The following is a 26,831-nucleotide window of genomic DNA, read 5'->3' on the forward strand; positions in this document are numbered from 1 at the left end:
GGCGGGAGATACTAGGATAATCTGGCATTCTATACTCTGTTCACAGAACACTCACTTTTGCTCAATAAAAAATTGAATTTAATTATATAGCAAAGCCCATTCATTCACCCAATGAATGGGCTTTGCTATATAAATTATTCTCTCGATCAATGAGAAATCATCACCAAATATATTTAAATATAATTGCCAACAATCAAATAACGCGTTACATTAACTCATCCTATTTAAACCACGTGCATTACCCGGATGAAATTTAGTATATCGAAAAAATCTTGCAAGATTAAATTTGTCTATCTTTGGACTTATTTTTAAAATCACGTTTCATACATTTAATACAACACTACGTCACAGCATTATTTTAAAAAGGGAAAACCAATGAACAACAGAAATCGCGTCAAGGATGACGTATTAATAAAATTAGTTAAACCCACGAAAGATATAGAGATTTTACTTCAAGCAATTGGTCACCGTGGTAACACAATTAGTATCATTAAAAGACGACACATTAGCCTGACTCAAAACAATGAGCGGCATTGCGTAATTTTACTTAAGGGCAGCATATCTCTTTGTAGAATCAGTGACGGAATGGTGCTCAACTCAGAAAATGCACCATTTATCTTTGGCGCTAACATTCAGTTATCCTATTCACGCCATCTTTATGCCAAAGCAAAAGAAACATCGACACTGCTGCTTATTCCACAGACTGAATTATACGAAATAGTCGACAGATTAAACCTCTGGAAGTCATTTGCTGCACTGCAAGATTATTCTGCGGCTAAAGTCTACTCTCATTGTCTGGCAGTATCACAACTATCTTCCTATGAGATTATACGCATTCACCTTCTTGAGTTAATAGATGAGCCTGAGTCCATCAGGAACAATATTACCGCTGCCAATTATATCATGAATCACTCATTTCTCTCGCGCAGCGGGATAATGCGGATCCTGGCAATACTCAAAACCGAAGGCTACATCCATCTTTCACGTGGTATTTTAACAGAAGTCATCAGCCTTCCCGAACAGCTCAGTCTGTTATATTCCAAATCAAAAACTGAATGACAATCATACCGGGGCTCAGGTTAAACAATCCGTTAGAGTCTTGTTAAAGCGCGACATGTTACAGCCGAAAATCGCCATAACAAAACCGCACTTATAACCTGAGCCATTGGTTTATCAATTCATGAGATAGATATAACGTTATCCTTAAATTTGATAGTCAATCACGGTGTCATCCGGTTCCATCGCCTGGCGTTTGATTTCATCGACGGATAACCCTGCGTTGCATAGCTCGATAAATCGCCAGACGTAGTTGCGCTGCAGTTGCCCGCGTTTCAGGCCCAGCCAGACCGTATTTGCATCAAATAAGTGCCGGGTATCCAGACGGGTCAAGCTCCCCTCCTCCTGCTCGCCACTGGATTGTTCTGCCACCAGTCCAATCCCCAAACCCAGCGACACATAGGTTTTAATCACATCCGAATCCTGGGCACTGAGGATAATATCCGGCACTAACCCTTTACGCGCAAACGCCTCATCGATACGGGAACGTCCCGTGATCCCCTGACGATAGGTAATCAACGGCCAGTGTGAGATGGATTCCAGCGTAAGTGGAGAAGTCTTCGCTAAGGGATGATCATATGGCACGAGCAGGCTGTGATGCCAACGAAACCAGGGAAAAGCCACCAGCAGTGGATCGCTGCTGAGTCGCTCACTGGCGATCCCGATATCTGCCCCGCCATTTTGCAGCAGCACGTCGATTTCCTGCGGCGTACCCTGGATCAGTTCGAGTCGCACCTCAGGGAACAGCTCACGAAAGGCTTTAATTACTGCTGGCAGGCTATAACGCGCCTGGGTATGCGTGGTAGCGATCGTCAGTACACCGGACGTGTCATTGGTAAACAGATCCGCCAGTCGGCGAACGTTGCTGGCCTCATTCAAAATACGTTCAGCAATAACCAGCAAGGCTTTACCCGGTTCGGTCATGCCCAGCAGGCGTTTACCGCGACGGATAAATATCTCGATACCCAGTTCATCTTCAAGTTCACGAATGTGTCGGCTGACGCCAGACTGGGAGGTGTACAGTATATTCGCGACCTCCGTCAGGTTGTAATCCTGACGGGCCGCCTCGCGGATTATTTTAAGTTGCTGGAAATTCACTTTTCGCTCCGGGCACATCAGACATTACGCTATTGTTAAAGTCTGACGCCCGGCATAACAAATAATAAAAACCTGCATCTTATTCCTCGCGGGAATAAGGTTTAGCTGACCAGTTGCAGCTCACGGTTTTCCAGCGCAGGGCGGCTAACCAGCGATAACAGGATTTCCTTCACGGCCTGTGCCTGAGGCGATAAGCTCCCTCTGGCCGAGACGTTCAATGATAATGGCAGATTCATCGATGGGGTTGTTATCCGCGCCATCCAGCCGTTTGCAGCATTGCACAATGAACGAGCCGCCGACTCAGGCAATACCGTAACGCCCATACCGCTGGCAATAGCAGCCGTTAAGGTGGCAATAGACTCAATTTCGCCAATGACTTTAGCGGTTAAGCGACGTAGCGAGAAAGCTTCATCCACACGCAGACGAACTGCGCTGTAATCCCGTGGTAAAAACAGATTCATCTGCGCCACAGTGGCCAGATCGACGCTTTGCCCCGGACACTCACGCGTGCCGACCAGGTAAAGATCCTCTTTTAGCAACGGCTGGCTGCTGATACCCGCCACGGGTGAACGCTCATAGAGTACCGCCATATCTAATTGCCCGCTGAGCAGCTTGTCATTCAGCACCGCCCCACTGTTTTCATGCAAATAGACCAGTACATCTGGCAGTTCTGCACGTACTGTCTGTAATAACGGCATAGTGATGGATGACGCCGCCGTACCTGGCGCGAGGCCAATAGAGACCTGTCCCCCAAGAGTCTGGCCCACATTATTAACCGCAAGCTGCGCCTGTTCGCACTGACGCAAAATGGTCCGGGCATGGGTATACAACACTTTCCCCGCTTCCGTCGGCGTGACGCCACGCTTGGTGCGAATCAGCAATTGCTGATCCAGCTCGCCTTCCAGCGTGGCGACCTGCTGGCTTAGCGCAGGTTGTGCAATGTGCAACACTTCCGCTGCCTGGGTCAGGCTACCAATATCGACGATTTTCACGAAATATTTCAGTCGTCTGAAGTTCATTTTGCCTCCTGTCGGAATACCAGAACCCGTGCTGGCAGTCATTGAATTCAGGATTGCAAGATGCTTGCCAGTTTCGTCACATGCCGTGTTTTACGGCTAAAACCGCGTAAAGTCTGGAGCAAAGGTGCGCAAAAAACATTATTTACATCTGTATGGCTTACTTCGATTGCCCTGGAAGAGGTAGGCGCGCACCAGAATGGGGCAAAAGCTTAAAAAGATGGAAAGATCGCCGCTTTGCTGATTTTGTCAGCAAACGAACGCACAAATGTATTTCCCCCTTTGACAAGCCTCATCACCCTCGCTACTATGCGCCTCGTTCAAACGATTCCTCTGTAGTTCAGTCGGTAGAACGGCGGACTGTTAATCCGTATGTCACTGGTTCGAGTCCAGTCAGAGGAGCCATATTTAGAAAAGCCCGCTTTTTAGCGGGCTTTTTGCTTTTCTGCATTACTGTTTTTCATTCGTCTTATTTTTCATCTTGTCCCATGTTGAGAGAGATAATCGTTTTCTCATCGCATCTGTCGCGGTAATCTCATAATGGTCGTTAATATATCGACTGCAATGTGTGTAACCCAACCTAAATACTAATAACTAAAAGACAGTACAGACAGGATAACTATGGATTCCACCCTCACCTCCACGGGTCCCCAACAGGACGCCTCTTCGCTTCATCGTGCCCGACGCGCTGCGCTTGGTAGCTTCGCTGGCGCCGTGGTCGACTGGTATGATTTTCTGCTTTATGGCATCACCGCCGCGCTGGTCTTTAATCGCGAGTTCTTTCCGCAGGTCAGCCCAGCGATGGGAACGCTTGCCGCATTCGCCACCTTTGGCGTCGGATTTTTGTTCCGTCCTTTAGGCGGGGTGATCTTCGGCCACTTCGGCGATCGCCTGGGCCGTAAACGTATGCTGATGCTCACCGTCTGGATGATGGGGATTGCTACTGCGCTGATAGGGATTATTCCTTCCTTTGACACCATTGGCTGGTGGGCCCCTGTGCTGCTGGTAACGCTGCGTGCTATTCAGGGATTCGCCGTTGGCGGTGAATGGGGCGGCGCGGCGTTACTCTCGGTCGAAAGCGCGCCGAAAAACAAAAAAGCCTTCTACAGCAGTGGCGTTCAGGTAGGTTACGGCGTCGGACTGCTGCTCTCTACCGGTCTGGTCTCGCTGATTAGCTCGCAAACCACCGATGAGCAGTTCCTGAGCTGGGGCTGGCGTATTCCGTTCCTGTTCAGCATTGTGCTGGTTTTGGGGGCATTGTGGATGCGTAACCGTATGGATGAATCTGCCGAATTTGAACAGCAGCAGCAGGCACCGCAGCCAGAGAAAAAGCGGCTACCGGTAGTCGAGGCGTTAATCCGTCATCCGGGCGCATTTTTAAAAATTATCGCTCTGCGCTTATGTGAATTGCTGACGATGTATATCGTCACCGCGTTTGCTCTTAATTACTCCACGCAGAACCTGGGTCTGCCCCGCGAGCTGTTTCTGAATATTGGCTTGTTAGTGGGTGGACTGAGCTGTCTGACTATCCCCTGCTTTGCCTGGCTCGCGGACCGCTTTGGTCGTCGGCGCGTCTACATTACCGGCGCACTGGTCGGTACGCTGAGCGCCTTCCCGTTCTTTATGGCGCTGGAAGCACAGTCTATATTCTGGATCGTGTTCTTCGCGATAATGTTAGCCAACATCGCGCACGATATGGTGGTCTGCGTGCAGCAGCCTATGTTTACCGGTTTGTTTGGCGCAAGCTACCGCTACAGCGGCGCAGGCGTTGGCTATCAGGTAGCAAGCGTGGTTGGCGGCGGCTTTACGCCCTTCATTGCTGCGGCACTGGTGACATTTTCGGGCGGAGACTGGCATAGCGTGGCCATTTATCTGATGGCTGGTTGTCTTATTTCTGCCGCCACCGCATTGCTGATGCGGGATAAGCAGCACGGTTAAGCCATGGTGCGAAGGTCGTCCGGCCTTCGCACAATCTTCCTCAACGTCTGACTTTTGTTTCATATTCCTGTGACATACTATCGGGAGTGCAGTACATCTGTGGAACAAGGAGACAGACATGATCAATAAGGGCTCCAGCCTGACACCAGCTCAGGCACTGGATAAACTGGACGCGCTGTACGAGCAGTCGGTTAAAGCACTGCGAAGCGCCATTGGTAAGTATATTGAAACAGGGACGCTCCCTGACGTAACAGCCCGCCATAATGGTCTTTTTGTTTACCCGTCGCTTTGTGTCACCTGGGACGGCAGCGCCACAAATCCCCCGAAAACCCGCGCCTATGGCCGTTTTACCCACGCGGGCAGCTACACCACGACGATTACCCGTCCGTCGCTTTTTCGTCCGTATCTTGAGGAACAGCTCACGCTGCTGTATCAGGATTATGATGCGCATATCTCCGTCGAGCCATCGCTGCATGAAATTCCCTATCCATACGTCATTGACGGTTCTGAACTGACGCTTGACCGCTCGATGAGCGCCGGATTAACGCGCCATTTTCCCACTACAGAATTGTCCCAGATTGGTGACGAAACGGCAGACGGGATTTTTCATCCGGCGGAATTCTCCCCGTTGTCGCACTTCGACGCCCGACGCGTAGATTTTTCGCTGGCACGACTGCGTCACTACACAGGAACGCCGGTTGAACATTTTCAGCCTTTTGTGCTGTTCACCAACTACACCCGCTACGTCGATGAGTTCGTGCGCTGGGGCTGCAGCCAGATCCTCGACCCGGACAGCCCGTATATCGCGCTGTCATGCGCAGGCGGGATCTGGATCACCGCAGAAACTGAAGCTCCGGAAGAAGCCATCTCCGACCTCGCCTGGAAGAAACACCAGATGCCTGCCTGGCATTTAATCACCGCCGACGGTCAGGGGATTACGCTGGTCAATATTGGCGTTGGCCCGTCTAACGCCAAAACCATTTGCGATCATCTGGCCGTACTGCGCCCTGACGTCTGGCTGATGATTGGGCACTGTGGCGGGCTGCGTGAAAGCCAGGCGATTGGCGACTATGTTCTGGCCCACGCTTATCTGCGTGACGATCACGTGCTGGATGCAGTTCTACCGCCGGATATCCCAATTCCGAGCATTGCGGAAGTACAGCGCGCACTGTATGACGCCACCAAAGAAGTCAGCGGTATGCCCGGTGAAGAGGTTAAACAGCGCCTGCGTACCGGTACCGTCGTCACCACTGACGATCGTAACTGGGAGCTACGCTATTCCGCTTCTGCGCTGCGTTTCAACCTCAGCCGCGCGGTGGCTATCGATATGGAAAGCGCCACCATCGCCGCCCAGGGCTACCGCTTCCGCGTTCCTTACGGCACGCTGCTGTGCGTTTCCGATAAACCGCTCCATGGCGAGATCAAACTGCCTGGTCAGGCCAACCGTTTTTATGAAGGCGCCATTTCCGAGCACCTGCAAATAGGTATCCGGGCTATCGATCGTCTGCGTGCTGAAGGCGACCGACTGCACTCCCGTAAATTACGTACGTTCAACGAACCGCCGTTCCGTTAAGGCCTGAAGGTAACTATGCACAACTCAACTCCTCTTTCCGCCCTGCGTAACCTGCTGATAGTGCAGGGGCTGGATGGAATGATTGTCCCGCGCGCCGACGCTCATCAAAGCGAAGATTGTACGCCGCATGACAATAAGCTGGCCTGGCTGACCGGTTTTAGCGGCTCTGCGGGACTCGCGCTGGTCCTGCAAGACCGCGCATTAATGTTTGTCGATGGACGTTATCAGGTCCAGGTGCGCAATGAAGTCTCGCTTGATGATTTTGAAATTCATCATTTACACGATGAACCGCTGGCTGACTATTTGCAGTCTCACGTTACAGCGGGCGCGCGTATCGGCTTTGAACCGCTGCTGATGGTCAACAGCCAGTTTGAAGCGCTTTCAGCAACGCATTGCGAGTTGGTGCCTCTTGCACAGGATCCTTTCGACCAGGTGTGGCTCGACCGCCCGGCGGCACCCTGTGGAATCATTCGTGAAATGCCCATTGAAATCAGCGGGGAAAGCAGTACGCAAAAGCGTGCCCGCGTCGTGGAGCAACTCATTCAGCACCAGGCCGACGTCCTGGCGATCACCCTGCCGGATAACATTGCCTGGCTGTTGAATGTACGCGGTTCGGATCTGGCCATGGTGCCAGTGCCGTTTTCGTTTGCCCTGCTCCATCGCAGCGGTGAGCTGGAATGGTTTGTGGATAGCAACAAAACGCAGCAGCTCCCCGCATCGCTGCTGAATACGCTTACGCTGGCCCCGCAAGAGAGTTTCCTGGCGCGCTGCCAGCAGTTGGCTAAGGGTAAGCGCTTCCTGGTCGATAGAGACTACGCCCCGGTTGCGTTGCGTTTTGCCATTGAAGAACACGGCGGCAACGTCTTGTGGGCTCCTGACCCCATCACCCTGATGAAAGCGCACAAAAATGACGTGGAACTGGCAGGCTATCGGGAATGCCATGAACAGGATGGCGCTGCCTGGGTTAACTTCCTCGCCTGGCTTACGCATGAAGTCCCCTTGCGCGAAGCTGCAGGCAATCCGGTCACCGAACTGGAAGCGCAGGCAAAGCAACTGGAATTTCGCCAGCAGCAGCTGGGATTTATCGAGCAAAGTTTCAGCACGATTTCAGCCTCTGCCAGCAATGCCGCAATGTGCCATTACCACTCCAGTGAAAAAACCAATACGCCAATTACCTCTCAGGCCATGTACCTGAATGATTCCGGCGGCCAGTACCATAATGGTACGACGGATACGACGCGCACCCTCGCGTTTGGTCCACAGGATCCGCAGCGTCGTCTGCATTACACCGCCGTGTTGAAAGGCTTTTTGTCGCTTATCTCGCTGCAGTTCCCCAGCGGTACTCAGGGACATCAACTGGATGCCTTTAGTCGTCGGGCGTTGTGGGATTTAGGTCTGGATTTTGATCATGGAACAGGACACGGGGTCGGCCATCAGCTACTTATTCATGAGCAGCCCCATCGCATCGCCAAAAAAGTAAACCCCTGGCCTTTGGTAGCAGGCAATATCATTACCATCGAACCGGGTTATTATCTGGCCGGGCAATATGGGATCCGTATTGAGAATCAGGTGGAGATTATCAACAGTCGTCCTGGTTTCTGTCGTTTCTCAACGTTGACGCTGGTGCCGATTGATTTGAATCTGGTTGAACGGCATCTGCTCAGCGATGCAGAGAAGCAGTGGATTGATGATTATCACCAGCAGGTCAGAGAGTCGTTATCCCCTCGCGTGAACGCAGAGGCACGTCCGTGGCTGTTCGCCGCTACCGCGCCGATTCGCGTTCAGGCTAATTAATACAATAAAAAAGGCAGCCCGCAGGCTGCCTTAGTTCTCCCCAACTTCTTACTGCTTAGCTGTTACGGATGTACTCATCCATTTCAGTTTTCAGGTTATCGGACTTCGTCCCGAAGATAGCCTGAACACCGGAACCAGCTACCACAACGCCCGCCGCACCCAGTTTCTTCAGGCCAGCCTGATCCACTTTGGCAACGTCAGCCACGCTGACGCGCAGACGAGTGATGCACGCGTCGAGGTTAGTGATGTTTTCTTTACCGCCGAATGCTGCAACCAGAGCCGGAGCCATTTCACCGGATGCGCCTGCTTTGCTGTCTTCGGTAGCATCTTCACGACCCGGCGTTTTCAGGTCCAGCGCTTTGATCAGCACACGGAAGATGGTGTAGTACACGATCGCATAACCGATACCGACAATCGGGAACAGCCACAGTTTGCTGCTGTTGCCGGACAGAACGATAAAGTCGATCAGACCGTGGGAGAACGACGTACCGTCACGCATACCCAGCAGGATACAGATCGGGAATGCCAGACCAGCCAGAATCGCGTGGATGATGTACAGGATCGGCGCCACGAACATGAAGGAGAACTCGATCGGCTCGGTAATACCGGTCAGGAACGAGGTCAGCGCCGCGGAGATCATGATACCGCCCACTTTCGCGCGGTTTTCTGGTTTTGCAGAATGCCAGATAGCAATAGCGGCAGCCGGCAGACCGTACATTTTGAACAGGAAGCCACCGGATAGTTTGCCTGCAGTCGGGTCACCCGCCATATAGCGAGGGATGTCGCCGTGGAAAACCTGACCTGCAGCGTTGGTGTATTCACCGATCTGCATCTGGAATGGAACGTTCCAGATATGGTGCAGACCAAACGGCACCAGGCAGCGTTCAATGAAGCCATAGATACCGAACGCCACGACCGGGTTCTGGTATGCAGCCCACTGGGAGAACGTCTGAATAGCAGTACCGATTGGTGGCCAAATGAAGGACAGAACCACACCCGTGAAGATGGCGGCCAGACCAGAAATAATAGGAACGAAGCGCTTACCCGCAAAGAAGCCCAGATACTCAGGCAATTTGATACGGTAGAAGCGGTTGAACATATACGCTGCAATCGCACCGGAGATAATCCCCCCGAGAACACCCGTATCAGCAAGGTGTTTAGCGGCGATCTCTTCAGCAGGTAAATGCAGAACCAGCGGCGCAACAACAGCCATGGTTTTGACCATGATGCCGTAAGCAACAACGGATGCCAGTGCAGATACGCCGTCGTTGTTGGTGAAGCCTAACGCAACACCGATAGCAAAAATCAGCGGCATGTTTGCAAAAACAGAACCGCCTGCTTCTGCCATTACGTGCGATACAACGGCTGGCAGCCAGCTGAAGTTAGCGGAACCGACGCCCAGCAGAATACCTGCAATCGGGAGTACGGATACCGGCAGCATCAGCGATTTACCGACCTTTTGCAGGTTAGCAAATGCATTCTTAAACATAATTAGGAGTGCTCCTGAGTATTTGTGCTTATACACTTCATCCTTCAAACCGCCTCAGCGTTGGCTGCGCTCGATCATCCCAGTCACTTACTCAAGTAAGCTCCTGCAATTCACTCACTTGCCGACTTGATGCAGCCTGAATGACTTTGTGTATTCTACGTTCTCACGCATTGGCGAGGGGGGAGAACCTCGCCGTGTACAGGGCATCTAAGTACCCTTTATTTATTACACAGAGTAAAATAATTCAGTTTGTTTTTGTTTGACGGCTATCACAATTCAGTCGTGGATGGCCGCAAAATCCGCACATTCCGATAAAATGAGTTTCTGAATGTGTCAAACTGGTTATTCACCGCCCATTTTGTGGCGGTGAACTTTACTCGCATTGGTGATTAATTACGAGCTTTAAAAAAAGTCAGTTAACGAACTGATTGTAGGCGAGAAGCGTCGATGTGAAACAGGCGGGCAAAGTTATCAGTGGTTGCCTGCGCCAGTTCTTCAACGGCAACACCTTTCACTACGGCCATGTACTCCGCAACGTCACGAGTCATGGCGGGCTGGTTCTCTTTCCCACGATGCGGTACAGGCGCAAGGTAGGGAGAATCCGTCTCAACCAATAACCGGTCCAGAGGAACATAGCGGGCGGCATCACGGAGCTGTTCTGCGTTGCGGAACGTGACGATGCCGGAAAACGAGATATAAAAACCGAGGTCCAGCAATTTCCCCGCCGTTTCTCTGTCCTCTGTAAAACAGTGTAGTACGCCGCCACAATCCGTCACTTTTTCTTCGCGCAGAATAGACAGCGTATCGGCTCGCGCATCGCGGGTGTGCACGATGACCGGCTTTTGTAATTCGCGGCCAATCTGAATATGGTGGATAAAAGATTCCTGCTGGCGCACCTTTGTTTCCGGCGTATAAAAATAGTCCAGACCAGTTTCTCCCATCGCCACCACCCCCTCTTCGGCAGCAAAGCGGCGCAGCTCTTCAACATCATAGGTTTCATCCTGATTTAACGGATGCACGCCGCAGGAGAAAACCACATTGTCACGCTCACCGACCAGTTCGCGCATACTGCGATATCCTGGCAGAGTGGTCGCAACGGCAAGACAGAATTTCACATCACGTGCGGCCGCTTTCGCCAGCACGTCATCCACGTCCTTATGCAGAGATTGATAATCCAGGCCATCAAGATGGCAGTGTGAGTCGACTAAAAACATAATGTCTCTCTCAAAGATGGGGAACAGGCAGTACGGTGCCCGGTTGCAGGTAATGCTCAATACGCAGGATAAGGTCGGTTAGCATCAGTTCACGGTTTATGCCTGTAATGTTCAGCAACTGCTGACGGCAATGACAAACGTCACCGAGTATCGCCTGTATCTGGGCGACGGATAACCGTTCTGCGATAGAAGATATCAGGTCCAGCGCATCAGGATTCGTTAAATGGGAAACCCCATATGGACGTTTCAACGCATCCGTCAACAACGTTGCCAGCCAGTGTAAACGGGCGGCAGCCTGATCGTGGTTTAACGCCGCGAGCAAGATATACCAGTCGCCTGCGTTTAATGTGTTCCCCAGTGCCGCACAAAAATCTGTGCGATGCGCCCAGCTTTCAGCCTGTAACAGCGTAATTGCTGCGCCAGGCGAACCTGCGCTCAGGCGTAATGCGCTAAGCAGCGCTTCTGGAGACGCGGTCACTTCTCGGGCAAGCCAGGAAATAGCGTACGACTCAGCCGGTGGCGCAAGGTGATATAACCGACAGCGGCTACGTAGCGTGGCCAATAAACGTGCAGGCTCTCGACTGGCGAGGAAGAACCAGGTCTGCGCCGGAGGCTCTTCCAGCGTTTTTAACAAGGCATTGGCGGCGGCGTCAGTTAGCTGGGCGGCATCCGGGATCCACACCACTTTCGCCCCCCCCAGGCGTGAATGCTCGTACAATTTCTCACTGACTTCGCGTACCGCATCAACCCCCAGCGTGCTTTTGCCTTTTTCCGGCAGCAGCGAGTAGTAGTCAGGATGCGTCCCCGCCTGCATCAGCTGACAGCCCCGGCACTGTCCGCAGCTTTTATGTCCTTCGGGCTGCTGGCACATTAAATAGCGGCTGAGCGCGTAAATCAGCGCATCGTCGCCCATACCGGGTAACGCCTGAATCAGTAACGCATGGTGACCACGACCCGCCTGATAGCTGGCTACCAGTTTTTCAAAATCCGGTCGTAACCATGGATACCATTTCATGCGCACTGCTCCTTCACCCACTGGGTGATGGTATTGCGGATATCTGCCATCACAGACTCCAGCGGCTGCGTCGCGTCGATAGTACGAATGCTGGCATCTTTGGCCGCCAGCTCAAGATAACGCGCGCGGGTGCGATTAAAGAAATCGAAAGATTCCTGCTCAATACGATCCAGCTCGCCGCGCGCGCGCGCGCGCTTCAATCCGACTTCCGGAGTCACGTCCAGATAGAGCGTCAGGTCCGGGCGAAAATCACCGAGCACCGCATCGCGCAGGGTCGCCAGCATATTTTGGTCGATGCCGCGCCCGCCCCCCTGATACGCCTGAGTCGACAAATCGTGGCGGTCGCCAATTACCCATGCGCCTTTTGCCAGCGCAGGTTTAATAACGGTTTCGACCAATTGTACGCGTGCGGCGTAAAACATCAGAACTTCGGCTTTATCGGTGATGACCTCGTCACCCACCGACTTAATGTCCAGCACCAGACTTCTTAGTTTCTCAGCGAGCTGCGTTCCACCAGGTTCGCGGGTGAAAACCATGTCACGAATACCGAGTTGCTCAAGTGTCTCTACAACCACGTTACGCGCGGTGGTTTTTCCGGCGCCTTCCAGGCCCTCGATGACGATATAGTTACTGCCCATTTTTTTCCTTAAGCACTTTCAGGTAATCCTGCACGGACCGGTTATGGCTGGCAAGATTGGTATTAAACGTATGGCCACCTTTACCGTCAGCCACGAAATAGAGGTACGGCGTTTTTGCCGGATGCGCCGCGGCCTGCAACGAGGCCTCTCCCGGCATGGCAATCGGGCCAGGCGGTAGCCCCGTAATGGTGTAGGTGTTATAGGCGGTTGGGGTATCTAAATCCACACGCGACAATTTGCCATTATACCGTGTCCCCATCCCGTAAATCACCGTCGGATCGGTTTGTAAACGCATACCCATACGTAAGCGGTTAATAAAGACTGAAGCCACCTGATCGCGCTCGCTGGCTACCGCTGTCTCTTTTTCGATAATGGAGGCCATGGTTACCAGCTGATTTTTGTCCTGATAAGGCAGGCCTTCAGCGCGCCCTTCCCAGACGGTATCCACCGCTTTAACCATCTTCTGATGCGCACGTTTTAGCAACGCCACGTCGGTTGTATTGGCGGTATACATCCAGGTATCTGGCCAGAACCAGCCTTCCACCCATTGCGGATTTTCCAGCTTCAGCGCCTCGGCAACGGTCTCGTAGCTATCATCGCTCAGCGTATGTTTGATATACGGGGCATCACGCAGCTGTTTGAGGTAATCGCTCAGGCGCATCCCTTCAACCAGACGTAACGGAAACTGCGCCTCTTTACCGCTTTCCAGCAGTTGCAGCATGTCCCGCACCGTCATATCGGGCGTAAAACGGTAGGTTCCGGCTTTAAAATGCGACAGTTCGGGTTCCACTCGCAGCAACCACTGGAACACGCGCGGACGATTGAGAACCTTGTCCGCATACAGCTGTTCGCCGAGAGCCAGACGGCCCGTACCCGCTTTCAGCGTAAAAATCGTCTCTTCTTTAATCAATAATTTACTGTCCGCCAGATGGCGAACTTTCCACATTCCCACTCCCGCGGCAATGCCCAGCACAACCAGCAATAACAGGACAACGAGTAACAGTTTTTTCATGACTAATTCGGGTGCTCACAAAGTGGGGCTAAAAAATCGAATAACAAACGTGAAGACAACAATGTGTCGCCACAAGCACGCACGGGAATAACAGGCATTAACGCGTTACAGACGACAATTTCATCGGCCTGCATAACCTCTTCCAACCCGGCATACTTTTCGACAATACTGAACGGCGATTGTGCCAGCATCCGGATACAGAATTGTCGCATAATGCCGTTCACGCCTGCCTGATCCAGCCGGGGAGTGTATACCACATCGCCCTTACGCCAGAACAAATTAGCCGCACAGCATTCCGTAACCCATCCCTCACTGTCAAGGACCAGCGCTTCATCTGCGTCCGTCTGCTCAAGATGAGAGCGAATCAACACCTGCTCCAGTCGATTCAGATGTTTAAGTCCGGCAAGTAGCGGATTACGCCCCAGTCGCACTGGGCTTAGCGCCAGCGTAATCCCCTCTTGCCGCCAACGATCGTAATGATCGGGCCAGGCTGAAACAGAGATAATACGTGTGGCATTGCGACAGTTTGCACCACTGTAACCCCGGCCACCGCTGCCACGGCTGACAATAACTTTCAACACACCACGCGCGTGTCCTTGCGCCAGCATTTTCATTTCACTTTCCAGCTCTGACCAATGTTCGAAAGAGATCAGCAATTTTTGGCAAGCGTTTTGTAAACGTTCAAGATGCGCTGCAAAGAGGCATATTTCACCGTTAATAATGCGCGCAGTGGTAAAACAGCCATCACCAAATTGGGTCGCTCGATCGCTTGCGGCCAGCATATTTTGCTCGCAGCCATTAATTAAGAACATGGTGGCTCCTTATTTCTGGTCCGCTAGTTTGGCAGGATGAGGTACACAGGACAAGGGTGGAAAACCGAATAAAAAAAGGCCCGACAAGCGGACCTTTTTAAATTGCTATCGATGCTAACGCATCACCTGACGAACTTAAATCTTTTTAAAGATCAAAGAGCCGTTAGTACCACCGAAGCCGAAGGAGTTACACAGGGCGAACTCCAGACCACTAACCTGACGCGCTTCGTGAGGTACGAAGTCCAGGTCACAACCTTCATCCGGGTTATCCAGGTTGATGGTTGGTGGAATAGCCTGATCGCGCAGCGCCAGGATAGAGAAAATAGACTCTACCGCGCCCGCCGCACCCAACAGGTGTCCGGTCATGGATTTAGTGGAGCTGACCATCACACGGCTTGCCGCATCGCCAAAGACAGATTTCACTGCCTGGGTTTCAGCTTTATCACCTGCAGGAGTAGACGTACCATGCGCGTTAACATAGCCGATCTGACCTGCTTCGATAGCCGCATCGCGCAATGCGTTGACCATTGCCAGCGCAGCGCCTGCACCGTTTTCCGGTGGTGACGTCATGTGGTAAGCATCGCTGCTCATGCCAAAACCAACGACTTCAGCATAAATTTTTGCACCGCGCGCTTTTGCATGCTCGTACTCTTCCAGTACCACCATGCCTGCGCCGTCGCCCAACACGAAGCCATCACGATCTTTGTCCCACGGGCGGCTTGCCGCTTGCGGGTTATCATTACGCGTAGACAACGCACGTGCTGCGCCAAAACCACCCACGCCCAGCGGCGTACTGGCTTTTTCTGCACCACCCGCAACCATCGCGTCTGCATCGCCGTATGCAATGATACGTGCGGCATGACCGATGTTATGTACGCCTGAAGTACAGGCCGTCGCGATGGAGATGCTTGGCCCCTGCAGGCCGTACATGATGGTCAGGTGACCTGCCACCATGTTAACAATCGTCGACGGAACGAAGAACGGGCTGATCTTACGCGGTCCACCGTTTACCAGAGAGGTATGGTTTTCTTCGATAAGACCGAGACCGCCAATACCAGAGCCAATAGCGGCGCCAATACGGTGAGCGTTCTCTTCCGTAATTTCGAGGCCAGAATCCTGCATGGCCTGAACGCCAGCGACAATTCCATATTGAATGAAAGCATCCATCTTGCGCTGTTCTTTGCGCGAGATAATGTCTTCACAGTTAAAATCCTTTACTAAGCCAGCAAATTTCGTTGCATAGGCGCTAGTATCGAAATGGTCGATCAGGCTGATGCCACTCTGACCGGCAAGGAGAGCTTTCCAGGTAGACTCTACGGTATTGCCGACAGGAGACAACATGCCCAGTCCGGTCACAACTACACGACGCTTAGACACGGTTGTCCTCCAGGGAGGGAAAATAATTCAAGTGGGATAAAAAGATAAAACTCAGGCGGTCGAATGACCGCCTGGAGATGTTCACTTACGCCTGGTGGCCGTTGATGTAATCAATGGCAGCCTGAACGGTAGTGATTTTCTCAGCTTCTTCGTCCGGAATCTCAGTATCAAACTCTTCTTCCAGAGCCATTACCAGCTCAACGGTGTCAAGAGAATCTGCGCCCAGGTCTTCAACGAAGGAAGCATTGTTGGTTACTTCTTCCTGCTTAACGCCCAGCTGTTCGCCGATAATTTTCTTAACGCGTTCTTCGATAGTGCTCATACTCTTAAATTTCCTATCAAAACTCGCTTTCGCGATGGTTTTCGTAGTGTATAAAATGTTGAAAAATTTGCAACTAAATCCCGGCAGGTCTTACCACGATTTTACGTTATTTTGAGGCCAAGACCTACAATAACGCAAATATTTTTCATCGTGGTTAAACCATGTACATCCCGCCGTTGACGTGCAAAGTCTCACCTGTGATGTAACTTGCTTCGTCAGAAGCTAAAAATGCAACCGCGCTGGCGATTTCTTTCGGTTCGCCAAGACGACCCGCAGGTACTGCCGCCAGCGTACCCGCACGCTGATCATCAGACAGCGCACGCGTCATGTCCGTTTCAATAAAGCCCGGAGCAACAACGTTTACAGTAATGCCACGAGACGCAACTTCGCGCGCCAGTGATTTACTGAAGCCGATCAGACCCGCTTTCGCCGCAGCGTAGTTAGCCTGACCCGCATTTCCCATGGTACCAACCACAGAACCGATAGTGATAATACGCCCATGACGCTTTTTCATCATAGCTCGCATTACCGCTTTTGACAGACGGAAAACAGATGACAGGTTGGTTTCGATGATATCGTTCCACTCGTCATCTTTCATGCGCATTAACAGGTTATCACGAGTAATCCCGGCATTATTGACCAGGATATCGACTTCACCAAATTCTGCGCGAATATTTTCCAGAACAGATTCGATAGATGCCGGATCGGTCACATTCAACATCAGACCTTTACCATTTGCACCTAAGTAATCACTAATGGCCTGCGCGCCGCTTTCGCTGGTGGCAGTACCGATAACTTTCGCGCCACGGGCAACGAGTGTCTCAGCAATTGCGCGGCCAATGCCACGGCTTGCACCGGTAACCAGCGCGATTTTTCCTTCAAAACTCATGGTCTTCCTCTTTTATTGCTCTAGCGCCGCAGACAGTGCCGCCGGCTCATTCAGTGCCGAAGCAGTCAGGGTGTCAACAATACGTTTCGTCAAACCGGTCAGAACTTTACCCGGACCAACTTCATACAGGTGCTCTACGCCCTGGGATGCCATAAATTCAACGGTTTTAGTCCACTGAACCGGGCTGTACAGCTGACGAACCAGCGCATCGCGAATAGCGTCAGCGTCGGTTTCGCACTTCACGTCGACGTTGTTGACAACCGCAACGGTCGGCGCGTTAAACGTGATTTTTTGCAATTCAACAGCCAGTTTCTCAGCAGCAGGCTTCATCAGCGCGCAGTGAGAAGGAACGCTGACCGGCAGCGGCAAAGCACGCTTAGCGCCAGCAGCTTTACAGGCAGCGCCGGCACGTTCTACGGCTTCTTTGTGCCCGGCAATAACCACCTGACCCGGTGAGTTAAAGTTAACCGGTGAAACCACCTGGCCTTCGGCCGACTCTTCACACGCTTTAGCGATAGCAGCGTCATCCAGACCGATAATAGCAGACATGCCGCCAGTGCCTTCCGGCACGGCTTCCTGCATGAATTTACCACGCAGTTCAACCAGACGTACGGCATCGGCAAAACCGATAACACCCGCACATACCAGCGCAGAGTATTCGCCCAGGCTGTGACCCGCCATCAGCGCAGGTGTTTTGCCACCCTGCTGCTGCCATACGCGATAAAGCGCGACCGAGGCGGTCAACAGCGCTGGCTGCGTCTGCCAGGTTTTATTCAGTTCTTCGGCCGGACCCTGCTGAGTCAACGCCCACAGATCATAGCCCAGCGCAGCTGATGCTTCAGCAAAAGTTTCTTCAACAATTGGGTAGTTTGCCGCCATTTCAGACAACATCCCAACGGTCTGGGAACCCTGCCCCGGGAACACAAATGCAAATTGCGTCATGGTTAAATCCTTATACTAGAAACGAATCAGCGCAGAGCCCCAGGTGAATCCACCCCCAAAGGCTTCAAGCAATATCAACTGCCCAGCTTTAATACGCCCGTCGCGGACGGCTTCATCCAGCGCGCACGGTACGGAGGCCGCGGAGGTATTGCCATGTCTGTCGAGCGTCACGACAACATTATCCATCGACATACCCAGCTTTTTCGCTGTTGCGCTGATAATACGCAGGTTTGCCTGATGCGGCACCAGCCAGTCCAGCGCAGAACGATCCAGATTATTCGCTTCCAGCGTTTCATCAACGATGTGTGCAAGCTCGGTCACCGCGACTTTAAAGACTTCGTTACCCGCCATCGTCAGGTGGATCGGGTTTTCCGGGTTAACGCGATCGGCATTGGGCAGCGTTAACAGTTCGCCATAGCGACCATCCGCGTGCAGATGCGTGGAGAGAATGCCAGGCTCTTCAGATGCGCTCAGTACAACCGCACCCGCGCCATCTCCGAAAATAATGATCGTTCCGCGATCGGTTGGATCACAGGTACGGGCCAGAACATCTGAGCCAACCACCAGAGCATGCTTCACTGCGCCAGACTTAACGTACTGGTCGGCAACGCTCAGCGCGTAAGTGAAACCGGCACAAGCGGCCGCAACGTCAAACGCCGGACAGCCTTTGATCCCCAGCATACTTTGGATCTGGCATGCCGCGCTTGGAAATGCGTGAGTGGATGACGTGGTGGCAACCACAATCAGACCAATTTGTTCTTTGTCGATGCCCGCCATTTCAATTGCGCGGTTTGCGGCGGCAAAGCCCATCGTCGCAACTGTTTCATTTGGCGCTGCAATATGGCGTTCACGGATACCTGTACGAGTAACGATCCACTCATCAGATGTCTCAACCATTTTTTCCAAATCGGCGTTAGTACGCACTTGTTCAGGCAGATAGCTGCCAGTACCAATAATCTTCGTATACATGTACGCTCAGTCACTTTTTGGTTATATACCGCCACGAGCAAATCGCTGATACGTTGGCAGCATTCACAAACACATCGTTATCTGTGTGCTCGTGAGGTTGCGCTTTCGCCACCGTCCAGCAGTTCGAATCCAGCTGGGTATACAGATTCCAGGCGAGCGGCAATTCGCTGAGGAACTTGTCGCTGCACCGCCTGCACTGCCTGTTCAATCGCGACTTCAAATGCTCGCTGATTGGCTGCACCATGACTCTTAATCACCGTGCCGCGCAATCCTAACAGACAGGCGCCATTATACTGGTCGGGGTTGAGGTGACTAAATCGCCTTGTCAGGCTTTTTTGTAACCAACGTTTTAATAACAGCAGCCACCACGACCGTTTTTTGCCCTCACCCTGAGACTTCAGCAGTGAAAGGAACATTCTGACAACACCTTCCATCGTCTTTAATGTGACATTACCTGTAAAGCCGTCACAGACCAACACATCGGTTTTGCCAGTCAGTAACTCATTGGCTTCAAGATAGCCGATATAATTAATAGAAGGGATTGTTTTTAGCACTGCAGAAGCATCCCGAATACTGTCGAGACCCTTGGTTTCTTCTTCGCCGATGTTGAGCAACGCAACTCGGGGATTGGCAATGCCAACCACCTCTTCTGCCAGCACGGAACCCATGACGGCAAATTGCACCAACATCGTGCTATCACAATCCACGTTGGCGCCCAAATCCAACACCACCGTTTTGCCCTTTTGCTGATGGGGTAAAACCGTCACCAACGCAGGACGCTCAATCCCCTCAAGAGGTTTGAGCAATAACTTCGCAAGTCCCATTAGCGCGCCCGTATTACCGGCGCTCACACAGGCTTGCGCTCGACCTTCTTTCACGAGCTCCAGGGCAACACGCATTGAGCTTCCACGACTGGCGCGAATAGCTTGCGAGGGCCGGGCATCACTGGCAATAACTGACTGAGCAGGGATAATCTGCAGACGTGAACGTTGTTCGAAGTCAGCTTTGGCAAGTAATGGCGTGATTGTATCGGGATCCCCGACTAAAAGAAGTGTGAGTTGCGAATTAGAATTCAGTGCCTGCAATGCTGCAGGCACTGTCACGGTAGGGCCAAAATCTCCCCCCATGACATCTAACGCCAGGGTTAGACGTGTCAAGGTATCGTCGCTGCCCGGTTAGGTGTTTCCCCAGTTACCCGGGGAAAGCCTCACTAAGCTTCATCACGCGTGTACTCTTTGTCTTTCTCACCGTAGCGGGAAAGCCATCGAGTCATGCGTGATTACTTAGCGATTACCTTACGGCCACGGTAGAAACCGTCGGCAGTGATGTGGTGACGCAGGTGTTGTTCACCAGAAGTTTTGTCTACAGACAGGCTGGTGACTGCGGTCAGAGCGTCATGAGAACGACGCATGCCACGTTTGGAACGGGTTGGTTTATTCTGTTGTACGGCCATGGACCTTACTCCTCAATTACTTACGCTTTAAGCTGGCTAATACGGCAAATGGGTTTGGTTTTTGCGCTTCATCAGGCAATTCGCCAAAGACCATGTCCGCCTCGGACACTTCACAGTGTTCAGAATCATGCACCGGAACTACCGGCAAGGAGAGGATAATCTCATCTTCAACCATTGCAAGCAGATCGATTTCACCGAATTCGTTAACCTCAATCGGCTCATACGCTTCCGGGAGTGCTTCAGCCTGCTCGTCAGAACGGACAGGACTAAAACAATATGTTGTGTGAACATGAAGTGGGAACGGTTTCCCGCAACGCTGACATTCGAGCGTAACCGATACTTTTGCATCACCGGTTATGACGGCAAGGCGCTGGTTATCGATCGCGAACGACATGGAGCATTCCACATCACTGTCCACACTGACTACAGAATCGGCGACGCGCTCAACCAGATCAGAAGTATAGATACCTTCATAATCGAGGCGTTTTTGAGCCGTACGAACCGGATCAAGAGTCAGGGGTAATTTTACCTTTTGCATAGGGCGCGCATATTAACTTTGTAACGTCATATAGTCAAAGAAAAAGGCAGCCTGTGGTTGCCTTTTGCCAATAATTCGCACACATTGCGGGTCATCGACTTAAAATCGCTCAACACAAGCCAATACAGCCAGCTTGTAGGACGAAGTCCATAGTTTAAAATGGCTCTCATCAATACGCTATATGCGAGGGGAAAAATATGCCTCAACTTATACTTGCCTCGACCTCTCCCTGGCGTCGCGCTTTACTTGAAAAACTGGCAATTCCGTTCGAATGCGCGGCTCCCGAGGTGGATGAAACGCCGTTACCCGGCGAAGCGCCACGCCATTTAGTCTCGCGACTGGCGCAGAAAAAAGCGCAATCTCTCGCCCACCGCTATCCAGCGCACCTTATTATCGGCTCCGATCAAATTTGTGTTCTTGATGGTGAAATAACCGGCAAACCGTTAACAGAAGAAAATGCGCGCCAACAATTACTCAAAGCCCGTGGCAATATTGTAACGTTTTACACCGGACTGGCGCTCTATAATTCAGCTACCGGACATTTACAAACTGAGGTTGAGCCGTTCGATGTCCATTTTCGGCATTTAAGCGAAGCGGAAATTGATGATTACCTGCGCAAAGAACGCCCGCTACATTGTGCCGGTAGTTTTAAAAGTGAGGGGTTAGGTATTGCTCTCTTTGAGCGTCTTGAGGGCCGCGACCCAAATACGCTGATCGGCCTGCCGCTGATCGCATTGTGTCAAATGCTGCGCCGGGAAGAGATGAACCCGCTGAACGCCTAGTTAATCTGCCTGATGGCGACGCGATGCGTCTTGTCAGGCCTACAGCGCATAACGCGATTGTAGGCCTGATAAGCAACGCGCGTCAGGCTTTGCGGCGTAATACCTCGAGGCAGCGCTTCAACTGCTTATCCAGCGGCGCTTCAATACGCATTACTTCACCCGTCCCCGGATGGGTGAATTTTAACGCCGCGGCATGCAGGAACAGCCTGTTCAGTCCGGTGTCCGTGAGTTGCTTATCGAACTCGCGGTCGCCATAGCGATCGTCAAAGGCTATCGGATGCCCGGCATATTGGGTATGCACACGAATCTGGTGCGTACGCCCTGTCACCGGACTACAGCGCACGAGCGTGGCAAACGCATAGCGCTCCTCCACCTTAAAGCGTGTTTCCGACGGCTTGCCTTCCTGATTCACCCGCACGATACGCTCGCCGCTTTGCAGAATATTCTTCAACAGCGGCGCCTGCACGGTTTTGACATGCGACTGCCACTGGCCTCTCACCAGCGCCAGATAGTCTTTCTGCATCCCTTTTTCACGCAACTGCTCATGCAACGAACGTAAAGCTGAGCGTTTTTTAGCAACCAGCAGCACACCGGAGGTATCCCGGTCCAGGCGATGCACCAGTTCGAGGAAACGCGCTTCCGGACGTAACGCGCGTAAGCCTTCAATTACACCAAAGCTTAATCCGCTTCCGCCATGCACGGCCGTACCTGAGGGTTTGTTAAGCACCAGAATGTGGTCATCTTCATATAAAATGACATCGGTCAGCGCCGCGACCTTCTGCAAATTCGGTGAAATGGCCTCTTCTTCACGTTCAGCGACACGTACAGGTGGAATACGCACAATGTCCCCATCTTCGAGTTTGTACTCGGGTTTAATGCGTTTTTTGTTCACCCGCACTTCGCCTTTACGCAAAATGCGATAAATCATACTTTTTGGCACGCCCTTGAGTTGGGTGCGCAAAAAGTTGTCGATGCGTTGCCCTGCTTCGTCGGCAGTAATGGCAACTGTTTTTACGGCTGGAGTCTCTGTTTTCATGGGGGCCGATTTTAAATAGCCATCAAGATTCGCGCCACACATTTTTCTATGCTTATATTAACTGCTATACCTTATTACTTCAGTTTGACATAGCCGATTTGGTGGTTATTAAAGCAATCACTACGCGGAAGTGAAAAAACTGTGAGTAACCGGGTGATAAATGGCAAAAGTCATCTTGCTATAACAAGGTTAGCAGTGGAATAATGAGGTTGTTTCCGTGTTGAATCTTGTTAAAACAAGAACTTTTCCGGAATGACCCAATTTTGCCCGACCGATCATCAACGCAGCAATGGCGTAAGACGTATTGATCTTTCAGGCAGTTAGCGGGCTGCGGGTTGCAGTCCTTACCGGTAATAAGGAAGCTTTTCTGGAGAGTAACACCCAGACTGTTCCCCTGATAATTGCGCTGTGTTTCCGTATGAAATACAGGCAACCGACACTCTGCGCCTCTTTGAGCTGACGATAACCGTGAGGTTGGCGACGCGAATAGACACGAGGCCATCGGTTCACACCCGGAAAGGCATTACTCTGCCCGCAGCTTAGTCGTCAATGTAAGAATAATGAGTAAGTTACGATGAAAAGAATGTTAATTAACGCGACTCAGCAGGAAGAGTTGCGTGTCGCCCTTGTAGATGGGCAGCGTCTGTACGATCTGGATATCGAAAGTCCTGGACACGAACAGAAAAAAGCCAACATCTATAAAGGCAAAATTACCCGTATTGAACCGAGTCTGGAAGCGGCTTTTGTTGATTACGGCGCTGAACGTCACGGTTTCCTCCCGTTAAAAGAAATTGCCCGCGAATACTTCCCCGCTAATTACAACTCCCATGGTCGTCCCAACATTAAAGATGTGTTGCGCGAAGGTCAGGAAGTCATCGTTCAGATCGATAAAGAAGAACGCGGCAATAAAGGCGCTGCGCTGACTACCTTTATCAGCCTGGCAGGGAGTTATCTGGTTCTGATGCCGAACAACCCGCGCGCGGGCGGCATCTCCCGTCGCATTGAAGGCGACGACCGTACCGAATTAAAAGAAGCGTTGGCAAGTCTGGAACTGCCTGATGGCATGGGGCTTATCGTGCGTACCGCAGGCGTCGGCAAATCCGCCGAAGCGCTGCAGTGGGACCTGAGCTTCCGCCTGAAGCACTGGGAAGCGATTCAAAAAGCCGCTGACAGTCGCCCTGCTCCGTTCCTGATCCATCAGGAAAGCAACGTTATCGTTCGCGCATTCCGTGACTACTTGCGTCAGGACATCGGCGAAATCCTCATCGACAACCCGAAAGTGATGGAGATGGCGCGTCAGCACATCGCCGCGCTGGGTCGTCCGGATTTCAGCAGCAAAATCAAACTGTACACCGGTGAAATTCCGCTGTTCAGCCACTATCAAATCGAGTCTCAGATTGAGTCTGCGTTCCAGCGCGAAGTGCGCCTGCCGTCAGGCGGCTCAATCGTTATCGACAGCACCGAAGCGCTGACCGCTATCGATATCAACTCCGCACGCGCTACCCGCGGCGGCGACATCGAAGAAACAGCGTTCAACACCAACCTTGAAGCTGCCGATGAAATTGCTCGTCAGCTGCGTCTGCGCGACCTCGGTGGCCTGATTGTCATCGACTTCATCGATATGACTCCGGTTCGCCACCAGCGCGCGGTTGAAAACCGTCTACGCGAAGCCGTGCGTCAGGACCGGGCGCGTATTCAGATCAGTCATATTTCACGCTTCGGCCTGCTGGAGATGTCCCGTCAGCGTCTGAGCCCGTCTCTGGGTGAATCCAGCCATCACGTATGCCCACGCTGTTCCGGTACGGGTACCGTACGTGACAACGAATCACTGTCGCTGTCTATTCTGCGTCTGATCGAAGAAGAAGCGCTGAAAGAAAATACCCAGGAAGTTCATGCTATTGTTCCTGTGCCGATCGCATCCTACCTGCTCAACGAAAAACGTACCGCGGTAAATGCCATCGAAACGCGTCAGAATGGCGTGCGCTGTGTGATTGTGCCAAACGATCAGATGGAAACCCCGCATTACTCCGTACTGCGTGTACGCAAAGGGGAAGAAACACCAACCCTGAGCTACCTGCTGCCAAAACTGCATGAAGAAGCGATGGCATTGCCGACGGAAGAAGAATACGTCGAGCGTAAACAGCCAGAACAGCCGGCATTAGCTACCTTTGCTATGCCAGACGTGCCGCCAGCCCCTGCACCGCAGGAGCCTGCAGCGAAAGCCGCCGCGCCTAAAGCCGCAGCAGCGACCGCAGCCGTCGCCGCACAACCGGGTTTGATTAGCCGTTTCTTTGGCGCACTGAAGTCCATCTTCGGTGGCAGCGAAGAAGTGAAACCGGTTGAACAACCTGCACCGAAAGCTGAAGAGAAAACCGAACGCCAGCAGGATCGTCGTAAACCGCGGCAGAACAATCGTCGCGACCGTAACGACCGTCGTGATAATCGCGACAACCGTGGCGATCGTGATAACCGTAACGAGCGATCAGAAAGCGGCGAAAACCGTGAAGATAACCGCCGTAACCGCCGTCAGTCTCAGCAGCAAAATGCGGAAGCGCGCGATAACCGCCAGCAGTCCGTTGATGTCGCCGACAAAGCGAAATCCGGTGATGAGCAGCAGGCTCCGCGTCGCGAGCGCAACCGCCGTCGTAACGATGACAAACGTCAGGCGCAGCAAGAAGTTAAAGAGCTGAACCTGGCTGAACAGCCAGCGCGGGATACCGAGCAGGAAGAGCGCGTACGTCAGCCTCAGACTCGCCGTAAACAGCGTCAGTTGAATCAGAAAGTTCGTTTCACAGATAGCCCGGCTGTTGAAGCTGAAGTGGCAACTGCCGCTGCGATCGCTGAAACGGCTGTCGTTCAACCAACTGAACAGCCAGCACCGGCACAGCGTACCGAACTGGCGAAAGTTGATCTGCCAGTCGTCGTTGCGACTGAGCAGGATGACAACAGCGAAGCGCGCGACTCAAATGGTATGCCGCGTCGTTCCCGTCGTTCTCCTCGCCATCTGCGCGTAAGTGGTCAGCGTCGTCGTCGTTATCGTGACGAGCGTTATCCGGTTCAGTCGCCGATGCCATTAACGGTCGCCTGCGCATCTCCAGAATTAGCGTCCGGCAAAGTATGGATCCGCTACCCTGTCGCTCGTCCTCAGGATCAGCAGGTTGAAGAGCAGCGCGAACAGGAAATGGTTCAGGAGCAAACTGCGACTGTGGCCGTAGAGCCTCAGGTTGCAGCTGCCGTTGAGCACATTGTGGACGCCCCGGCGTCGGTTGAAACCGTACAGCCAGAGGTGGTTAATGCCGAACCTCAGGCCGCCGCTGTTGAAACCGCACAGGTTGAAACCACGCATCCGGAAGTCATTGCTACTCCGGTCGATGAACAACCGCAAATTATCGCCGAATCCGACGCACCTGTTGCCGAGGAAACCGTTGCGAAAGCCGAACCTGTCGCTGAAGTCGTGACTGCGCCGGTTGTCGATGCGCCTGCGGAAGTTGTTATTTCTCAGCCTGAAGTGGTTGAAGAGATCGCTGAGGTTGTGGAAACAGCGCCAGTTGTGGAAACCGCACCGGTTGTTGAAGAAGTTGCAGCGCCGAAAGAAGTTGTTGCAGCTCCTGTCGTCGAAGCCGCAGTCGTTAAGGCTGAAGTTGTCGCAACCAGCGTTGACACGGAACATCTTCACAGCCATGCAACCGCGCCGATGACGCGCGCACCGGCACCAGAGTATGTGCCTGAAGCGCCGCGTCATAGCGAGTGGCAGCGCCCGGCATTCGCCTTTGAAGGGAAAGGTGCCGCAGGTGGACACAGCGCCACACATCAGGCGACTGCGCCAGCAACACGCCCACAGCCCGTTGAGTAAGACGTAATCAACATC

At 52.4% G+C, this 26,831-nt stretch carries 23 protein-coding genes and 1 tRNA gene; 7 read left to right on the top strand and 17 right to left on the bottom strand.

Features of this window, described 5'->3' with window-relative positions; genetic code table 11:
* The first annotated feature begins 375 nt into the window (after positions 1–375).
* Positions 376–1,059, top strand: coding sequence for a helix-turn-helix domain-containing protein (locus tag OGV80_RS11975; protein ID WP_087052649.1), 684 nt, complete (start codon positions 376–378; stop codon positions 1,057–1,059).
* 144 nt (positions 1,060–1,203) lie between these two features.
* Here OGV80_RS11975 and cbl read toward each other — a convergent pair whose 3' ends face one another.
* Positions 1,204–2,154, bottom strand: coding sequence for an HTH-type transcriptional regulator Cbl (gene cbl, locus OGV80_RS11980; protein ID WP_043015934.1), 951 nt, complete (start codon positions 2,152–2,154; stop codon positions 1,204–1,206).
* 101 nt (positions 2,155–2,255) lie between these two features.
* Positions 2,256–3,173, bottom strand: a complete 918-nt coding sequence (nac, locus tag OGV80_RS11985; protein WP_087051065.1) for a nitrogen assimilation transcriptional regulator NAC — start codon at positions 3,171–3,173, stop codon at positions 2,256–2,258.
* 326 nt (positions 3,174–3,499) lie between these two features.
* Here nac and OGV80_RS11990 point away from each other — a divergent pair.
* The 4 genes from OGV80_RS11990 (at position 3,500) to OGV80_RS12005 (ending at position 8,475) form a co-directional block, all read left to right on the top strand.
* Positions 3,500–3,575 (top strand) — tRNA-Asn (locus OGV80_RS11990).
* 216 nt (positions 3,576–3,791) lie between these two features.
* Positions 3,792–5,108, top strand: coding sequence for a shikimate transporter (shiA, locus tag OGV80_RS11995; RefSeq protein WP_043015932.1), 1,317 nt, complete (start codon positions 3,792–3,794; stop codon positions 5,106–5,108).
* A gap of 118 nt (positions 5,109–5,226) precedes the next feature.
* Positions 5,227–6,681 carry an AMP nucleosidase gene (locus tag OGV80_RS12000; RefSeq protein WP_087050405.1) on the top strand — a complete coding sequence of 485 codons (1,455 nt, stop codon included), beginning with the start codon at positions 5,227–5,229 and terminating at the stop codon, positions 6,679–6,681.
* 15 nt (positions 6,682–6,696) lie between these two features.
* Complete coding sequence (locus tag OGV80_RS12005) at positions 6,697–8,475, top strand: aminopeptidase P family protein (protein ID WP_286514993.1); 1,779 nt, start codon at positions 6,697–6,699, stop codon at positions 8,473–8,475.
* A gap of 55 nt (positions 8,476–8,530) precedes the next feature.
* Here OGV80_RS12005 and ptsG read toward each other — a convergent pair whose 3' ends face one another.
* From ptsG to yceD, 14 genes are all read right to left on the bottom strand, one after another.
* Positions 8,531–9,964 carry a PTS glucose transporter subunit IIBC gene (gene ptsG / locus OGV80_RS12010; RefSeq protein ID WP_003036277.1) on the bottom strand — a complete coding sequence of 478 codons (1,434 nt, stop codon included), beginning with the start codon at positions 9,962–9,964 and terminating at the stop codon, positions 8,531–8,533.
* A gap of 416 nt (positions 9,965–10,380) precedes the next feature.
* Positions 10,381–11,178, bottom strand: a complete 798-nt coding sequence (locus OGV80_RS12015) for a metal-dependent hydrolase (protein ID WP_003036276.1) — start codon at positions 11,176–11,178, stop codon at positions 10,381–10,383.
* A gap of 10 nt (positions 11,179–11,188) precedes the next feature.
* The gene (holB, locus tag OGV80_RS12020; RefSeq protein ID WP_286514994.1) at positions 11,189–12,193 is read right to left on the bottom strand and encodes a DNA polymerase III subunit delta'; all 1,005 of its coding nucleotides are present in this window, start codon (positions 12,191–12,193) and stop codon (positions 11,189–11,191) included.
* Entirely contained in the window at positions 12,190–12,831 is a 642-nt protein-coding gene (tmk, locus tag OGV80_RS12025; protein WP_286514996.1) for a dTMP kinase, read from the bottom strand. Before tmk ends, holB begins: the two co-directional genes overlap by 4 nt.
* Complete coding sequence (yceG, locus tag OGV80_RS12030) at positions 12,821–13,843, bottom strand: cell division protein YceG (protein ID WP_075146320.1); 1,023 nt, start codon at positions 13,841–13,843, stop codon at positions 12,821–12,823. The genes tmk and yceG overlap by 11 nt, the downstream gene beginning before the upstream one ends.
* 2 nt (positions 13,844–13,845) lie before the next feature.
* Positions 13,846–14,655 (bottom strand): aminodeoxychorismate lyase, encoded by an 810-nt coding sequence (gene pabC / locus OGV80_RS12035; RefSeq protein ID WP_087050401.1) that lies wholly within the window; start codon positions 14,653–14,655, stop codon positions 13,846–13,848.
* Between the two features lie 135 nt (positions 14,656–14,790).
* A complete protein-coding gene (gene fabF, locus OGV80_RS12040; RefSeq protein ID WP_043015924.1) occupies positions 14,791–16,032 on the bottom strand; it encodes a beta-ketoacyl-ACP synthase II in 1,242 nt (413 codons plus the stop codon).
* Positions 16,033–16,117: 85 nt separating this feature from the next.
* A complete protein-coding gene (acpP, locus tag OGV80_RS12045) occupies positions 16,118–16,354 on the bottom strand; it encodes an acyl carrier protein (protein ID WP_000103754.1) in 237 nt (78 codons plus the stop codon).
* A gap of 154 nt (positions 16,355–16,508) precedes the next feature.
* Positions 16,509–17,243 (bottom strand): 3-oxoacyl-ACP reductase FabG, encoded by a 735-nt coding sequence (gene fabG / locus OGV80_RS12050; RefSeq protein ID WP_016149936.1) that lies wholly within the window; start codon positions 17,241–17,243, stop codon positions 16,509–16,511.
* 12 nt (positions 17,244–17,255) lie between these two features.
* Complete coding sequence (gene fabD / locus OGV80_RS12055) at positions 17,256–18,185, bottom strand: ACP S-malonyltransferase (RefSeq protein WP_043015923.1); 930 nt, start codon at positions 18,183–18,185, stop codon at positions 17,256–17,258.
* A 15-nt stretch (positions 18,186–18,200) separates the two neighbouring features.
* Complete coding sequence (fabH, locus tag OGV80_RS12060) at positions 18,201–19,154, bottom strand: beta-ketoacyl-ACP synthase III (RefSeq protein ID WP_016152639.1); 954 nt, start codon at positions 19,152–19,154, stop codon at positions 18,201–18,203.
* A 77-nt stretch (positions 19,155–19,231) separates the two neighbouring features.
* Complete coding sequence (gene plsX / locus OGV80_RS12065; protein WP_072033327.1) at positions 19,232–20,311, bottom strand: phosphate acyltransferase PlsX; 1,080 nt, start codon at positions 20,309–20,311, stop codon at positions 19,232–19,234.
* 122 nt (positions 20,312–20,433) lie between these two features.
* Positions 20,434–20,607: a 50S ribosomal protein L32 gene (rpmF, locus tag OGV80_RS12070; protein ID WP_003036242.1), complete on the bottom strand. Its 174-nt coding sequence runs from the start codon at positions 20,605–20,607 to the stop codon at positions 20,434–20,436.
* Positions 20,608–20,623: 16 nt separating this feature from the next.
* Entirely contained in the window at positions 20,624–21,145 is a 522-nt protein-coding gene (gene yceD, locus OGV80_RS12075; RefSeq protein ID WP_003036239.1) for a 23S rRNA accumulation protein YceD, read from the bottom strand.
* A 197-nt stretch (positions 21,146–21,342) separates the two neighbouring features.
* Between yceD and OGV80_RS12080 the strand changes: the two genes are divergently transcribed.
* Positions 21,343–21,927, top strand: a complete 585-nt coding sequence (locus OGV80_RS12080; RefSeq protein WP_087052657.1) for a Maf family protein — start codon at positions 21,343–21,345, stop codon at positions 21,925–21,927.
* Positions 21,928–22,009: 82 nt separating this feature from the next.
* Here OGV80_RS12080 and rluC read toward each other — a convergent pair whose 3' ends face one another.
* Complete coding sequence (rluC, locus tag OGV80_RS12085; protein ID WP_167373425.1) at positions 22,010–22,963, bottom strand: 23S rRNA pseudouridine(955/2504/2580) synthase RluC; 954 nt, start codon at positions 22,961–22,963, stop codon at positions 22,010–22,012.
* 574 nt (positions 22,964–23,537) lie between these two features.
* Here rluC and rne point away from each other — a divergent pair.
* A complete protein-coding gene (gene rne, locus OGV80_RS12090) occupies positions 23,538–26,816 on the top strand; it encodes a ribonuclease E (protein ID WP_286514999.1) in 3,279 nt (1,092 codons plus the stop codon).
* Positions 26,817–26,831 lie beyond the last annotated feature (15 nt).

Origin of the sequence: Citrobacter sp. Ce119 (genome assembly GCF_030334525.1) — a bacterium.
Taxonomy (GTDB): Bacteria; Pseudomonadota; Gammaproteobacteria; order Enterobacterales; family Enterobacteriaceae; genus Citrobacter; species Citrobacter europaeus.